The following is a 14755-nucleotide window of genomic DNA, read 5'->3' on the forward strand; positions in this document are numbered from 1 at the left end:
GTCTCCTTTGGTGTGCCCGCATCTTTGCGCGAGGGCCGCGGGAGAACAATTCGTTTTTGGCGAGTTCGAGCCTTCGCGCGACGCGAAGGCTCGCCGCCCGATGGCCTCGGATCAGTCGGGACGGCCGAGGTGTTCGAGCACCGAGCGCGCGGCGGCCGTGAGCTCCTGCTGGCGGCGCACGCACAGCAGGTGGCGGCGCAGCGCCCAGGGCGCGTCGAGCTTGAGGCAGCGCAGCTTGAGGATCTGCAGCTGCGGCAGGATGGCCGCATAGGGCAGCACGCCGATGCCCACGCCCTGCTCCACCATGCGGCACACCATGTCGAAGCTGCCCACCTGCATGCGCACCTTGAGCGGCACCTGGGCCTCGAGCGCGGCGGCCAGCAGCACGCGGTGCAGCGCCGTGCCTTCGCGCACCACGATATGGTCGTGGCGCAGCACCTCCTGCACATCGATGCGCTTGCGGCGCGCCAGCGGGTGGTCGCGCGCGACCACCACGGCCAGCTCGTCGGTGCGGTAGGGCAGGCATTCGAGGCCGTCGGCGGGCGTCTGGCCCTCGATCACGCCGATGTCGGCCAGGCCGGCCTGCACGGCCTTCACCACCTCGGTGCTGGCGCGCTCCTGCAGGTCGATCTTGAGCACCGGGTGCAGGCGCAGGAACGAGCCGATCTGCGCCGGCAGGAACTGCGCGATGGTCGAGGCGTTGGCCGTGATGCTGACCACACCCGCCACGCCGTTCTGGAAATCGTCGAGCTCGGCGCCGAGCCGGTCCATGGCCGAGAGCACGGCGCGCGCATGCAGGAGCAGCCCGTGGCCGGCCGAGGTGAGCGTGACGCCGCGCGCATGCCGCACCAGCAGCGGCAACCGCGCGCGGGCTTCGAGATCGGAGATGCGCTTGCTCGCAGCCGCGAGCGCGATGTGGCAGCGCTTGGCGCCTTCGCTGATGCTGCCGTGGTCGGACACGGCCACGAACAGGCGCAGCGACTTCAGGTCGGCGGACATGGCCCGTCGGTTCTCAGGCGAGGACGAGGTGATCGAACAGCTCGCGCGCGGAAGCGGGCAGCTGCTCGCGGTTGCGCGCGATGAGCTTGAGTTCGCGCTCGGCCCAGGCATCGCTGAGCGCCACGGTCGAGATGCGCATCGCCATCGACAGCCGGTGCGCCGACGACGACGGCAGCACGCCGACGCCCACGCCCGCTTCGATCATCAGGCAGATGGCCTCGAAGCTGCTGACCTGGATGCGCGGGTTGAAGCCGCGCCCCGCGAGTTCGGCGCGGCGCTGCAGGAAGCGGTGGATCGCGCTGCCGTGGTGCAGGCCCACGTGTTGTTCATCGAGCGTGTCGGCAAAGGCCACCGACGACGCGCCCGCCAGCGGGTGCGTGGGCGGCACCACCAGCACGAGCTGGTTGCGCCCGAACGGGCGCGCATCGAACTCGCCGGTGTGCACGTCGCCCGCGAGGATGCCGATGTCGGCCTCGCCGTCGGCCACGGCGCGCACGATCTCTTCGCTCAGGTACTCGCGCAGGTCGACCTGCACGGCCGGGTGCTGCGTGAGAAAGCCCGCGAGCTTCTGCGGCAGGTACTCGGTGATCGAGGTGGTGTTGGCGAACACCCGCACATGGCCCTTGATGCCTTTGCCGAAGTCCTGCATGTCGCAGCGCAGGTGCTCCATCTGCTGCATCACGCGCTTGGCGTGGTACAGCACGGCCTGCCCCGCCGCCGTGAGGCTCACACCCTGCGCACTGCGGTGCAGCAGCTTGCCGCCCACCGCCTCTTCCATCTGCTTGATGCGCGTGGAAGCCGCGGCCAGCGAGATGCAGGCCTTCTCGGCGCCGCGCGTGAGGCTGCGCGCGTCCGCCACGTAGACGAACAGTTTCAGGTCGAACAGGTCGAAGTGCAGGTTCACCGGGCGGGCACGAAGGAAGCGGGAGGAACGCGCATTGTCCGGCGAACGGCGTCGCCTGCAGCCGCTTGCGGGTTTGTCCTCAGAAGGTGTGAATGAATCCGGACATGGCGGGTTCGCTCACGCCTTCTCAGACCGGGTCCCAGCTGAACACGTCGGCCGAGCGGTCCAGCGGGAAGAAACTGGCGCGCATCGCGGGCATGGCGTGCTCGGCGATGCTCTCGGGCGTCCAGCCTTCCGAGCGGTGGATGGAGCGCACCGGGCGCGGCTGGCTGATGAGCGAGATCTCGTTGTTGCGCACCGAGAAGATCTGCCCGTTCACGGCCGCCGCCGCATCGCTCGCCAGGTACACCGCGAGCGGCGCCACCTTGGCGGGCGTCATCTGCTTGATCTTGTCGACGCGGGCGCGCTGCTCGTCGGTGTCGGTGGGAATGGCGCCGATCATGCGGCTCCAGGCAAAGGGCGCGATGCAGTTGGAGCGCACGTTGAACTTCAGCATGTCCAGCGCGACCGACTTCGACAGCGCCGCGATGCCGAGCTTGGCCGCCGCGTAGTTGGCCTGGCCGAAGTTGCCGATCAGGCCCGAGGTGGAGGTCATGTGCACCAGCGCGCCCGCGTTCTGCTCCTTGAAGTGCGTCGCGGCCGCGCGGCTCACGAAGTAGGCGCCGTACAGGTGCACCTTGATCACCGCGTCCCACTCGTCGACCGACATCTTGTGAAAGAACCGGTCGCGCAGGATGCCCGCGTTGTTCACCACCGCATCGATGCGCCCGAAGCTGTCGACCGCGCATTCCACGATGCGCCCCGCGCTCGCGGCATCGGCCACGCTGTCGGTGTTCGGCACGGCCTGCCCACCCGCCGCACGGATCTCCTCGACCACCTGCTGCGCCGGCCCGGCACTGCCGCCGGCGCCGTCGAGCCCCGCGCCGATGTCGTTGACCACCACCTTCGCACCATGCCGCGCCATCGCGAGCGCGATGTCGCGCCCGATGCCGCCGCCCGCGCCGGTGACGACGACCACTTTGCCTTCAACCATGTGTCTTGCCTCTGCTTCGGATGTTCGTTCGCCCGCGAGTTCGCGGGGGAATTTCAGAATGCCACAGGGAGACGCTTGTCGGTTTCTCATTTCCGAAGAGGGGCTTCGGATCCGGACCGAACTCCTGGAACGCTGACGACCTGCGCGCAACGCCTTCGTCACATGAATTTTTCGCGGTTGGCGGCACTGATTTCCCGGGGCCGTCGCTGTTTGACCATTGTTTGCAAACCTACCGCACCGCGTGCTCCAGACTTTTTGGAACGCGCTCAGCCCGTCCTCGAAGCGCTCACCCCAACCTCACCGGATCAATGCCGCATATGACTGCTTCTGCCTGGCCATGGGACAGCGCCCCGCCCTCCTTGGTGACCTGGCTTGGCGCCCGACTGGCCGACCAGCTCGACGCCGATGCCCTCTACCTCTTGATCGATCCGGGCCAAGGCGATCCACCCGGCATCGAAGTCGAAGAGGCTCCTTCTGCCATTCCACCCAATGGCGTTCTCCGCGCTCGCAAAGCGGCTTGGAACCGCGAAATCCATTCGCTCCACACGCATACCCATCGCCGATTCACGGTGGCTGATTTCCCTTACCTCGTCCGATTGACCGGCGGAGATGACCCATGGCTGGCAACGAGCATCAAGTGGGCCATTCAAGAGCACCTCCAGGCGTGCGCGGTAGGCGCTGGTGCATATCGCATCGGCGGTTGGCTCCAGGTCGACGCAGCACGCGATGGTGGCGTTCTGGCACGACAGCTTTCAACCTTGATGCAGTACAGCGCTCCCGATGGCGCTTTCATGCAAGCGCGATTGCAGGACCGGCGTGTGCTGCACCTCCTCCGCCAGGGCGTCCCTCTGGACTGGGCTGCCAGCCTGAAGGGCATCCGGCTCTGGAGCTACCTTGATCACAACCTGAGTCTCCAACAGCTGAAAGGCGCACAGGGCGAGCCAGCCCTTCAGCCGCTCCCACCTGCGGTGGCGCAATCCGGTCTTCTGGACTGGAGCCATGCCGTCCATGCAGCCCAAACACGCTGGCTTCGCACCACGTTCCCGCTGCCAGAAAACGCACTCACCCTGGTTCTCGACAAGCTGAAGGTCGCCGAACGACGCGGATTGCGGTATCCAACCGATCAAGGGGCCTACGCCGCCGAGACGTTGGTTCAGCCGGCGTTCGAGCACTGGCCGGAGCTGGACCGACTCATCCATGTCGTGACGATTTTTCGCCAGGACCTGAGCGATGGCATGGATCTGTTTCGAACCGCATGGGCGGGCAAATCCCGCGATCACTGGCCCAACCTTCAACAAAGTCCCACATGAGCGAACTTCCCTGCAGAACCTGTGACCACAAGGCCGGCCTGTCGATCCTGCTGGTCCGTCCGACCGCCATCGCCACTGACGCAACATTCGCCCCCGCCGAGGCGAACAGGCTGCTGACACACGAAGCGAGCGTCAAGGCACTCGGGCTGCCTCGGCTCCACGCAACCCGCCATGCGCTGCGCATGTTGCGCCGTGGCGGCTTCGTCTACGCCTGGTACACCCAAAAGCCACGGCAACTGGCCAAGGCATGGCAGGTCTTCCGCGTGCACGGCAGCGGCGCGCTGGTTCCCGAGTCCCAGATCAGCTGGTCCGATGAGAAATCCTCGTTCGCGTGCAGCAAGAAAGCGTCGCACCCGCACGACGTGCGCACCTTGTGCATTCAGCTTCCAGTAGACAGCCCTGAGAGCGCGGGGCCCGTGTGGATCGGCTTCAGCATGAACTGGTGGGACGATGCCATTCGCCAACGCGTGCAAGCGGACCCTTCGGCGGCCGGCATGGTGAAGATCGACCCGCTGACACCGCTGGGCGGCGTGCCAAACGCCTTCAAGGCAGACGCCATGCTTATCCAACAACATGTCGCCGACTTCGCACTGCGCTCTATCGACCACGGCGGCATCAAGAAAGGAATCAACGTCACTGAGGGTGGAACCGAGCCGGGCACACCCTTCTACAACCGCGACGACGACAAGACCTATGGTCAGGCGCGGGATCTGGCGGGCGTCATGCAAAGACAAGCCGCCGGGCATCCGCTTACCGCAAACAAGGCCTTCGTGCTCGCCCTCCCGGACCCCGTGGGTCTGACGGCCGATCTGAACGGCATTCGCTTTGCAAAGGACCGGGCCAACCAGCAGGAGTGGAATCGGAATGACGACTGGGTACGTTCGGAAGCCTGTCACACCACCCTGGAAGGCTTGCGCAAATCGCTCATCGTCGCAGGCATGCTCCAGTCGCGTGAGTGGGGCAGCCGCGCGTCGGAAAAGGAATGGAAGAGCCTCCAGGGTCGCGGTGTGCCTTACGAATGGAGGCCTGATGCGAACGGCGCCTATGCCGTCGACGGCAGCCGGGCAGGTCACATGAAGCCGGTCGGCCCGGAAGCAGCACGAATCGGCGACCGGATCGAAAGCCGGGGCCGAATGCTGGGCGAGCGGCACTGGCGCAAGATCTCGGACGAACTGAACATGGAGCGCTACCGGGCCTGGCCCGCACAGCGGGCCGACATCGACAGGCAGCTCGCCGATACGCTGGCGCCCTATGAAACCGACTGGCTCTCTGCACTCGATGGAGAAGCGCTGCGCGCCTACTTCAAGCACCACTTCAACGAACACGATGCGGGCAAACTCACGGCCCGCGTGTCTTCGGGACTGATCTACGCCTCCGAGGGCGATCTGGCTCATTTTCCACAACCGTTCACCGCACAGCACACCGAACGCTGGACCGGACTGATTCTCGAGCCCGACATTACCGAGCCGCGCGCCATCGCACTGCGAGCAATGTTCGGCAACCAGAAATCGGTCATCGACAAGGTACACGCCATCCTGATCGGCAAGGCGGATCGCGCTGAAGGCGACGGTCGAGACAAGACCTACGACCTGCTCAAGGGCATCCTGACCCATGAGTTGGGACAGCGATTGAACTGGCTGCATCCCGTCATCGTGAGCCTCTCGGCAGGCGGACTGGCCGCGAGCGCGGCGGGCGTGGTACAGCTGCTGGCGTCGGGCGCAGGTCGATCACCGGCACCACCATCTGGCAGCCTAAAGAAATACCTGGCACTGCTGCCCCGGCTGACGGCCGCCCAGCAACAGCTTGAACTGGCAGTGGAAGCGACGCGCTCCAGCGGCAAGATCATGGCAGCGCCGTCGGTCACGCTGCTGCTCAAGACACGGGTGGATGTGCCCACCGCACTCGCCGTGCTCAACGGCTACCAACCCAAGGGGCAGCCAGCTATCGTCGTCGCACATGGCAACACCGTCGAACTGCAGGTGGTCACCGATGTGGAAACCGCCTTGGCGGTGCAGGAGGGCCGGATCAAGGCCGGGCAGGTGCCGGGGCAGCGCGTGAGCGTGGCTCCGACGAGCGGAATGGCGGCACGCAATCTCGAAGAGATGCAGATGCGCATGAGTCGGCTGCCAGTCGATCAACCGCTGACACCAGAAGAAGTCATGGAGGTCATGCGGCGCCAAGCCACCAAGAAGGATCTGGGCCTCAATAGCGTCGACGGGCGCTTGGCCATGGGAGCCATGCTGGTGCAGTTTCTAGGCCTGTACCAGAGCCTACCCCAGTTGCTGTCGGAGCTCAACAGAAGTCAGCGCGATCAGGAAAAGCTCAATGAAGTGGCACTGGGAGTGGCGGACAGCCTGGGTGGATTTCTGGGGGCCGCCGCCGAGCGGTTGGCGGCAGCACACAAGGCGACACTCATCATGAAGGAAGGCGGGGAACGCCTGGTGGAAATCAGTGGTCGGCTGGCGGTCTTGCGAACAGCGGCGGCGCTCACGGGCGTCTTCGGAGGAGCCATCAACGCGTACCTCATGGCAAAGAAAGCCGAAGTAGCAGGAAAGGAGGGAGATGTCATAGCCTCGCGCAGCTATGCCAACTCTGGCCTCTCCTTTTCCCTTCTTTCCGCAACCAGCGTGGTCACGGCAGCCGATGCGGCAGCAAAGGGAGCCATGACTCGCGCCGTCGCAAAACACCTCGTCTTGCGTCTGGCCGGTGTTGTGGCGACCGAAGTTGCCGTCGCCGGTGTAGCCGCCACGATGACAAGTATCGTGTCTGGCGTAGGCCTAGTTCTCTTGTTGATCGGCATCGGCACTTATGTTCATGCGGTTATCAGCGAACGCGATTCGTACCAGCGTTGGGCCGGTCGTTGTTATTTCGGCAGAGACGCGATGAAACGTTTCGAGAAGGCCAGCGCTGAAACGGCTTGGTTCATAGCCATCGAATACGAAGCGGAAGCTCAAGAGGATGTAACGCGCAAGGCACAGCAACACCCCGACCCCGAACGCTACCAGCCGTTACCAAGCAATCCAATGGGCGATGGCTGGGGCGGAGGCTTGCAGTGATTGGATTCAGCACCAGCGGCATCAGTACCGACGACGCGCGACAAGAAGGTCTCGTTTCGGGATTGCTTCATCGCTTCGACAAGCGTTTGCCAGGCAGTGGGCAAACAGGGCACCTGGGAAGGTTGAGCGAAGTCTATAGAAATGCGATTGAACTCAATGGCGGATCGCTGGTCGCAGCGGGCGGGTACGTTACGACGATCGGATTGCTTGGGGCACTCACAACCACTTATTTTTTCGGCCATGGTGTGTACCGAAATCTGGTCGACGGTGCATACGTTTTCTTCGTATTGAACCTGTTGACTATTTGGAGTCTGTTTCTCGTCGGCTTTTACTTCGAGATGTTCAGCCCCAGTGAAGAGCCGATCTACTTTGATCGCGCTCATCGCAAGGTCTACTACGTCCACCGAGGAAAACGAAAACGCTTCCTTCTCTTCGGCCCTTCGGTCATCGAGGCACGCGCAGCCGATTGGTCACTGGTGGACTGCGAACTGCACGCCAAACTTGGCGGTAGCACCACCAGCGTGCGACGCACCTACCACCTGCTCTTTCTCGTGCGGAAAAGTGCCACGGATCCCACGATCGTGGACTGGTTCGTGTTGGCGCAAATCGAGTTTCCCGGCGCCATGTGGGAATACATCCGCGGGTACATGGAGGCAGACATGCCCCCGCTTTCCGCGGATGAAGCGCCTCCCGTCAAAGGAAAGAGTTTCGACATGATCGAAGCCCTCCAACAGCGACGCATCGACTACTTACGCGACTGGAGGGAGCTCCCTTGGACACAGCTGTGGCAGCACCTTGTGCTGCCGCTGTTCGCTGTGTTCTTTGTCGTCAACCGCTTCGTAGTGTGGACCGCTCAGACCGTGTCATGGCCGCAGGAGATCACGGGTGCACTCGGCACGCCGATGACCTCTGGAGATGTCGAAGCGGACACAGCTCACAAGCTGCGCGCGCCCCCCGGGACCTGAGATCTCTCTTCTACTGCCGCGCCGTGCGGATGTTCGCCGGCAGCGCCTGCGGCCAGCTCGTGCGGAACGGGTTGATGTCCAGCCCGCCGCGCCGCGTGTAGCGCGCATACACCGCGAGCTTGGTCGGCTGGCATTGGCGCCAGATGTCCGTGAACATGCGCTCGGCGCAGGGTTCGTGGAACTCGTTGTGGTTGCGAAAGCTCACGATGTACGCCAGCAGGCCGGCCTGGTCGATGGGCGGGCCGCTGTAGCGGATCTGCACGCTGCCCCAATCGGGCTGGCCGGTGACGAGGCAGTTGCTCTTCAGAAGCCGGCTGGTGAGGGTTTCGTTCACGTGCACCTGCGTCGTGTCGCTGCGCAGCAGCTCGGGCGCGGGCTGGTAGTGGGTGCATTCGATGTCGAGGCGGTCGAGGTCCAGGCCGTCGATCTCGTGCACCGGTTCGCGGTCGAACAGGTCGGGCGTGAGCAGCTTCACGCCGATGCCGGCCGACTGGTCGCTGCCACGCCACGCGGCTTCGGCGAGGTCGGTGCGCAGCTGCTCGCGCACGGCATCGATGCTGGCGAAGGTGCTGTTGTTGAAGCTGTTGAGGTACAGCTTGAACGACTTGCTCTCGATGATGTTGGGCGTTTCGCAGGGAATGGTGAAGTGCGCGATGGCCACCTGCGGCTTGCCGCGCGGGTTCAGCCAGCTCAGCTCGAAGGCGGTCCAGAGGTCGGCGCCGAAGAAGGGCAAGGCGCCGGCCTGGATGCCCATGGCTTCGCGCTGCGTGGTGCGTGCGATGGGGAACAGCAGCGACGGGTCGTACTTGTCGGCGTAGGCCGAGGCGCGGCCGAGCTGCGACTGTTCGGGGGTGTTGGGGTTCGTGTTGGGGTTGGTGGGGTCGTGGCTCATGGGGCGGTTCCGGCATCCGCCGCGTGTGCGAACGGAGCGATGTGGTGGGCGAGGATCGTGCAGACCTCGGGCGGCAGGTCGTGGCCCATGCCGGGCACGGAAATGAAGGTCGCACCCGGAATGCGCTGCGCCGAATCACGGCCGCAGGCGATGGGCACGAGCGCGTCGGCGTCGCCGTGCAGCACCAGCGTCGGACGCTGGATGCGCGCCAGCACCTGCGGGCGGTCGTCGTCGGCGCCGATGGCGAGCATCTGGCGCATCAGGCCGGCCGGGTGGTAGGCGCGGCGCATGCTGAAGGTGAGGCGCGTGGCCAGTTGCTCGTCGGTCTGCGGGTAGGCAGGGCTCTGGATGAGCCGCAGCAATTTGATGCTGTGCGCGACCAGCGCGGCCTCGTCGTGGCTGCGCGGGCGCCGCATGAGCATGGCCCCGACCTCGCGGCGCGGGCCCGGCAGGCCGCGCGCGCCGCTGGAGCTCATGATGCTCACGAGGCTGGCGGTGCGCTGCGGCGCGGTGGCGGCGATGCGCTGCGCGATCATGCCGCCCATCGAGGCGCCGACGATGTGGGCGCGGGCAATGCCCAGCGCGTCGAGCACGCCGAGCGAATCGAGCGCCATGTCCTGCAGCGTGTAGGCGCTGCGCACCTTCAGGCCGATGCGGTGGCGGATGGTTTCCCACACGAGGTTGCCGGTGCCGAGGTGGTCGAAGCCCTGGCTCAGGCCGATGTCGCGGTTGTCGTGGCGCACCACGCGAAAGCCGGCGTCGACCAGCTGCTGCACGAACGCATCGGGCCAGGCGACCAGTTGCATGCCCAGCCCCATGATCAGCAGGATGACGGGGCGCCCTTCGCCGCCGGTGTCGTCGACTTCGATCTGCAGGCCGTTGGCGGTGACTTTCATCGGTTCCCTGTTTTTCTTTTTACTTGAACTCGCGCTCGCGCAGCCACTTGGTGGCGACCCACTTCTCGCCCGCGAGCACTGGCGCGCCGCCGTGCAGCGTGCGGGTGGCGGGGTCGGGCCGGTCGTAGCTGAAGAAGACGCCGGTGCCACGCACAGGGGCCACTTCGAGCCCGATGTCGGGGAAGGTGGTGGCGCCGCCCTGCTCGGGTTCCTGCAGGTACATCACGAGCGTGGCCACGCGCTGACCGCCGCGCTTGAGGATGGTGGGCGTGCCGGGCTCGTGCGGGTCGAAGTAGTCGTAGTGCGGGCGGTACTGCGCGCCGGGCGCGTAGCGCAGGATCTGCAGGCCCTCGCCGTATTCGAGCGGCCAGCGCAGCAGCATGGCCAGGCGCTGTTCGAGGCGCGCGACGATCTCGTTCTCGCCGCGCTCGAAGAACATGCCGTCGCTGGTGCGATCGACGTTGAGCACCTCGCCGCCGGTGCGGGTCTCGACGGTGAGCGAGCGCGCCAGCCGCACGCGCGCGGCGGCGATCAGGCCTTCGCATTCCTCGGCCGACAGCAGGTTGCCGAACACGACGACGCGCGGATGCCGCACGGTCTGCAGCACCTGCACGCGGCGGTCGCCGGCGTCGAGGTACAGCGGCGCACCGTCGAGGTCGGGGCCTGGCATCTCGGTGCGCGCCGGCGCCAGGGCCGCCGCGACATCGGGGAAGCCGGCTTCGAGCTGGGCCAGTGCTAGGTCGGTGGCGGCATCCTGCCAGCCGGCCGCCCGCATCGACATGCGCAACGCGGGCACCGAATGGCCGGCCGCGAGCTGGGCCACCAGCCATTCGCGCAATTCCGGACTGATCGCTTGGGACATCAGACTTTCCTTCTGAACACCAGCCTTTCGGCTGTCGACGCTTGAGCGTCGAAACCATAACCCTCGAGGTCGAATTTTTCCAGCGCCTTGGGCGTGGCCGCCTGGTGCACCACGGCCCAGCGCGCCAGCAGGCCGCGGGCGCGCTTGGCGAAGAAGCTCACGATCTTGTACCTGTCGCCCTTCCACTCCTGGAACACGCATTCGACCACGCGCGCCTTGAGCACCTTCTGGTCGACCGACTTGAAGTACTCCTGCGAGGCGACGTTGACGACGACCGGCGTGCGGTCGGCCGCCAGGCGCTCGTTCAGGTGCTCGGCGATGCGCGAGCCCCAGAAGGCGTACAGGTCCTTGCCATGGCGGTTGGCCAGCGCGGTGCCCATTTCGAGCCGGTAGGGCTGCAGGCGGTCCAGCGGGCGCAGCAGGCCGTACAGGCCGCTGAGGATGCCCACATGGTCCTGGGCCCAGGCGAGCTGGGCGGGCGTGAGGCTGCGGGCGTCGAAACCGCCGTAGACGTCGCCGTCGAAGGCGAAGGCGGCTTGGCGGGCGTTCTTGTCGGTGCTCTTGGACGACCAGGCGGCGTAGCGGGCCACGTTGAGGGCCGAGAGCTTGTCCGACAGGTGCATCAGCTCGGCGATGTCCTGGGGCGATTTCTCGCGCAGCAGCTTGATGAGTTCGACCGAGGGGCCGCGCGGGGCTTCGAAATGGGGTTGGGTGGCGGGGGTTTCGGAGGGGACGGGGGTGTCGTAGTCGAGCGACTTCGCGGGGGAAAGCAGGAACAGCATCAGTCGATTATGTGGGGTTGGGGTTACCCCGGGCCGCCCCGGTAAAATCCCGGGCAATCCCACCCTGTCACCAACGGCACCCGAGGGTGCCGTTTTGCATTCCCCATGAGCGAACCTACCTCCCAGCCCGGCCTCGAGAGCCTGTCCAAATCGTTCGAACCCGCCGCCATAGAGGCGCACTGGGGCCCGGAATGGGAGCAGCGCGGCTACGCCAAGGCGGGCTTCCGCGGCACGCAGCAGCCCAAGGAAGGCGCCGAGTCGTTCGCGATCCAGCTGCCGCCGCCCAACGTCACGGGCACGCTGCACATGGGCCATGCGTTCAACCAGACGATCATGGACAGCCTCACGCGCTACCACCGCATGAAGGGCGCCAACACGCTGTGGGTGCCGGGCACCGACCACGCGGGCATCGCCACCCAGATCGTGGTGGAGCGCCAGCTGCAGGAGCAGAAGGTCAGCCGCCACGACCTGGGCCGCAAGAACTTCGTGGCGCGCGTGTGGGAGTGGAAGGAAAAGTCGGGCAGCACCATCACCGAGCAGATGCGCCGCATGGGCGACACGGTCGACTGGAGCCGCGAGTACTTCACGATGGACGACGACCTCTCGAAGGTGGTCACGCACACCTTCGTGAAGCTGTACGAGGAAGGCCTGATCTACCGCGGCAAGCGCCTGGGCAACTGGGACCCGGTGCTCAAGACCTCGGTGAGCGACCTCGAAGTCGAGAGCGAGGAAGAAGACGGCTCGCTCTGGCACATCGCCTACCCGCTGGAAGACGGCAGCGGCACGCTCACGGTGGCCACCACGCGCCCCGAGACCATGCTCGGCGATACGGCCGTGATGGTCCACCCCGAGGACGAACGCTACAAGCACCTGATCGGCCAGCGCGTGAAGCTGCCGCTGGTAGACCGGCTGATTCCCATCATTGCCGACGACTACGTCGACAAGGAATTCGGCACCGGCGTGGTCAAGGTCACGCCCGCGCACGACTACAACGACTATGCCGTGGGCCAGCGTCACAAGCTCGAGGTGATCGGCATCCTGACGCTGGACGCGACCATCAACGACAACGCGCCTGAAAAGTACCGCGGCATGGACCGCTTCGTGGCGCGCAAGGCCATCGTGGCCGACCTCGAGGCGCTGGGCCTGCTGGTCGAGGTGAAGAAGCACCGCCTCATGGTGCCGCGCTGCGCGCGCTCGGGCGCCGTGGTCGAGCCCATGCTCACCGACCAGTGGTACGTGGCCATGACGCGCCCCGGCGCCGACGGCCAGTCGATCGCGCAGAAGGCCATCGACGTCGTGAAGTCGGGCGAGGTGCGCTTCGTGCCCGAGAACTGGGTCAACACCTACAACCACTGGATGGAGAACATCCAGGACTGGACCATTTCGCGCCAGCTCTGGTGGGGCCACCAGATTCCGGCCTGGTACGACGAAGACGGCAAGGTGTACGTGGCCGAGACCGAAGCCGAGGCGCAGGCCAAGGCGCCGGGCAAGACGCTCACGCGCGACGAAGACGTGCTCGACACCTGGTACTCGTCGGCGCTGGTGCCCTTCTCGTCGCTGGGCTGGCCCGAGAAGACGCAGGACCTGGCGCTGTACCTGCCCTCGACCGTGCTCGTGACGGGCTACGACATCATCTTCTTCTGGGTCGCCCGGATGATCATGATGACCAAGCACTTCATGGGCACTGTGCCGTTCAAGGACGTGTACATCCACGGCCTGGTGCGCGACGCCCAGGGCAAGAAGATGAGCAAGTCGGAAGGCAACGTGCTCGACCCGGTCGACCTGATCGACGGCATCGAGTTGCCCGCGCTGCTCGACAAGCGCACGCAAGGCCTGCGCAAGCCCGAGACCGCACCGGCGGTGCGCAAGAACACGCAGAAGGAATTCCCGGAGGGCATTCCGGCCTTCGGCGCCGATGCGCTGCGCTTCACTTTTGCCTCGCTGGCCTCGCTGGGCCGCAGCATCAACTTCGACTCGAAGCGCTGCGAGGGCTATCGCAACTTCTGCAACAAGCTGTGGAACGCCACGCGCTTCGTGCTGATGAACTGCGAAGGCCAGGACTGCGGCCTGCTGGAGCACACCAAGGAAGACTGCCAGGTCGGCGGCAAGGCGCATGGCTACCTGAAGTTCAGCCGCGCAGACTTCTGGATCGTCTCGCAGCTGCAGCGCGTCGAGGCCGAAGTGGCCAAGGGCTTCGAGGAATACCGCCTGGACAACGTGGCCAACGCGATCTACCAGTTCGCCTGGGACGAGTTCTGCGACTGGTACCTCGAGATCGCCAAGGTGCAGATCCAGACCGGCGACGACGCGCAAAAACGCGCCACGCGCCGCACGCTGATCCGCGTGCTCGAGGCGCTGCTGCGCCTGGCGCACCCGATCATCCCGTTCATCACCGAAGAGCTGTGGCAGAAGGTGTCGAAGGTCGCGGGCCGCGAAGGCGCGTCGATCATGATCGCGGCCTACCCGCAGAGCCAGCCGGAGAAGATCGACGAAGCCGCAGAAGCGCACGTGGCGCGCCTGAAGGCGCTGGTCGACGCCTGCCGTACGCTGCGCGGCGAGATGAACGTGTCGCCCGCCACGCGCCTGCCGCTGTACGCGGTGGCCGACGACGCGGAGGGCGCGGCCTTCCTGCGCGATGCGGCCCCGGTGCTGCAGGCACTGGCCAAGCTCAAGGAAGTGAAGGTGTTCGACGACGAGGCCTCGTGGCAGGCCGCCGCCGAAGCCGCGCCCGTAGCGGTGGTGGGCACGACGCGCCTGTGCCTGCACATGGAGATCGACAAGGCAGCCGAGAAGCTGCGCATCGGCAAGGAAATTGCACGCATCGAGGGCGAGATCGCCAAGGTGCACGGCAAACTCGGCAACGAGGCCTTCGTGGCCAAGGCGCCGCCCGCCGTGATCGAACAGGAGCGCACGCGCCTGGCCGATTTCACCGCCACGCTGGAGCGCCTGCGCGGCCAGCTTGTGCGCCTCGGCTGACAGACGAGGCCAGGGTGGGGGCTTAGGATGCGGATGCAGGCTTTGCGCTGCATCCTCTCCCAACCCTCTTCTTTCCTCTT

General features: G+C 65.8%; 11 protein-coding genes. 4 read left to right on the forward strand and 7 right to left on the reverse strand.

Annotated features, from left to right (window positions below):
- Positions 1 to 111: 111 nt before the first annotated feature.
- The 3 genes from ACAM42_RS26080 to ACAM42_RS26090 form a co-directional block, all read right to left on the reverse strand.
- On the reverse strand, positions 112 to 999 hold the full coding sequence (locus ACAM42_RS26080) for a LysR family transcriptional regulator (protein ID WP_056572254.1): 888 nt from the start codon (positions 997 to 999) through the stop codon (positions 112 to 114).
- A gap of 13 nt (positions 1000 to 1012) precedes the next feature.
- Positions 1013 to 1903 (reverse strand): LysR substrate-binding domain-containing protein, encoded by an 891-nt coding sequence (locus ACAM42_RS26085; protein WP_139703170.1) that lies wholly within the window; start codon positions 1901 to 1903, stop codon positions 1013 to 1015.
- 127 nt (positions 1904 to 2030) lie between these two features.
- Positions 2031 to 2936 carry an SDR family NAD(P)-dependent oxidoreductase gene (locus ACAM42_RS26090; RefSeq protein WP_369629877.1) on the reverse strand — a complete coding sequence of 302 codons (906 nt, stop codon included), beginning with the start codon at positions 2934 to 2936 and terminating at the stop codon, positions 2031 to 2033.
- Positions 2937 to 3253: 317 nt separating this feature from the next.
- Between ACAM42_RS26090 and ACAM42_RS26095 the strand changes: the two genes are divergently transcribed.
- Genes ACAM42_RS26095 through ACAM42_RS26105 form a run of 3 tightly spaced genes read left to right on the forward strand, consistent with a single transcriptional unit; the run spans position 3254 to position 8267 of the window.
- Positions 3254 to 4246, forward strand: a complete 993-nt coding sequence (locus ACAM42_RS26095; RefSeq protein ID WP_369629878.1) for a hypothetical protein — start codon at positions 3254 to 3256, stop codon at positions 4244 to 4246.
- Entirely contained in the window at positions 4243 to 7302 is a 3060-nt protein-coding gene (locus tag ACAM42_RS26100) for a T6SS effector BTH_I2691 family protein (protein ID WP_369629879.1), read from the forward strand. The genes ACAM42_RS26095 and ACAM42_RS26100 overlap by 4 nt, the downstream gene beginning before the upstream one ends.
- Entirely contained in the window at positions 7299 to 8267 is a 969-nt protein-coding gene (locus ACAM42_RS26105; protein WP_369629880.1) for a DUF6708 domain-containing protein, read from the forward strand. Before ACAM42_RS26100 ends, ACAM42_RS26105 begins: the two co-directional genes overlap by 4 nt.
- 10 nt (positions 8268 to 8277) lie before the next feature.
- Here the strand turns inward: ACAM42_RS26105 and queF are convergent, their stop codons facing one another.
- From queF to yaaA, 4 genes are read right to left on the reverse strand one after another with little or no spacing between them, the layout of a single operon-like run.
- A complete protein-coding gene (gene queF / locus ACAM42_RS26110; RefSeq protein ID WP_369629881.1) occupies positions 8278 to 9159 on the reverse strand; it encodes an NADPH-dependent 7-cyano-7-deazaguanine reductase QueF in 882 nt (293 codons plus the stop codon).
- On the reverse strand, positions 9156 to 10055 hold the full coding sequence (locus ACAM42_RS26115) for an alpha/beta fold hydrolase (protein ID WP_369629882.1): 900 nt from the start codon (positions 10053 to 10055) through the stop codon (positions 9156 to 9158). The genes queF and ACAM42_RS26115 overlap by 4 nt, the downstream gene beginning before the upstream one ends.
- Before the next feature lie 19 nt (positions 10056 to 10074).
- Positions 10075 to 10917: a 2OG-Fe(II) oxygenase gene (locus ACAM42_RS26120; RefSeq protein ID WP_159275554.1), complete on the reverse strand. Its 843-nt coding sequence runs from the start codon at positions 10915 to 10917 to the stop codon at positions 10075 to 10077.
- Positions 10917 to 11699 carry a peroxide stress protein YaaA gene (yaaA, locus tag ACAM42_RS26125; RefSeq protein WP_369629883.1) on the reverse strand — a complete coding sequence of 261 codons (783 nt, stop codon included), beginning with the start codon at positions 11697 to 11699 and terminating at the stop codon, positions 10917 to 10919. The genes ACAM42_RS26120 and yaaA overlap by 1 nt, the downstream gene beginning before the upstream one ends.
- 105 nt (positions 11700 to 11804) lie before the next feature.
- Here yaaA and ACAM42_RS26130 point away from each other — a divergent pair, with 105 nt between their 5' ends.
- The gene (locus ACAM42_RS26130) at positions 11805 to 14675 is read left to right on the forward strand and encodes a valine--tRNA ligase (RefSeq protein ID WP_159275552.1); all 2871 of its coding nucleotides are present in this window, start codon (positions 11805 to 11807) and stop codon (positions 14673 to 14675) included.
- Positions 14676 to 14755: the final 80 nt, after the last annotated feature.

It is taken from the genome of Variovorax sp. V35 (assembly GCF_041154465.1).
Taxonomy (GTDB): domain Bacteria; phylum Pseudomonadota; class Gammaproteobacteria; order Burkholderiales; family Burkholderiaceae_C; genus Variovorax; species Variovorax boronicumulans.

Excerpts from the sequence above, each read along its gene's own strand:
- ACAM42_RS26130 (WP_159275552.1), top strand. The coding sequence starts at position 11,805 with ATGAGCGAACCTACCTCCCAGCCCGGCCTCGAGAGCCTGTCCAAATCG.
- ACAM42_RS26120 (WP_159275554.1), bottom strand. The coding sequence starts at position 10,917 with ATGTCCCAAGCGATCAGTCCGGAATTGCGCGAATGGCTGGTGGCCCAG.
- ACAM42_RS26115 (WP_369629882.1), bottom strand. The coding sequence starts at position 10,055 with ATGAAAGTCACCGCCAACGGCCTGCAGATCGAAGTCGACGACACCGGC.
- ACAM42_RS26095 (WP_369629878.1), top strand. The coding sequence starts at position 3,254 with ATGACTGCTTCTGCCTGGCCATGGGACAGCGCCCCGCCCTCCTTGGTG.
- ACAM42_RS26100 (WP_369629879.1), top strand. The coding sequence starts at position 4,243 with ATGAGCGAACTTCCCTGCAGAACCTGTGACCACAAGGCCGGCCTGTCG.
- ACAM42_RS26090 (WP_369629877.1), bottom strand. The coding sequence starts at position 2,936 with ATGGTTGAAGGCAAAGTGGTCGTCGTCACCGGCGCGGGCGGCGGCATC.
- queF (WP_369629881.1), bottom strand. The coding sequence starts at position 9,159 with ATGAGCCACGACCCCACCAACCCCAACACGAACCCCAACACCCCCGAA.
- ACAM42_RS26080 (WP_056572254.1), bottom strand. The coding sequence starts at position 999 with ATGTCCGCCGACCTGAAGTCGCTGCGCCTGTTCGTGGCCGTGTCCGAC.
- yaaA (WP_369629883.1), bottom strand. The coding sequence starts at position 11,699 with ATGCTGTTCCTGCTTTCCCCCGCGAAGTCGCTCGACTACGACACCCCC.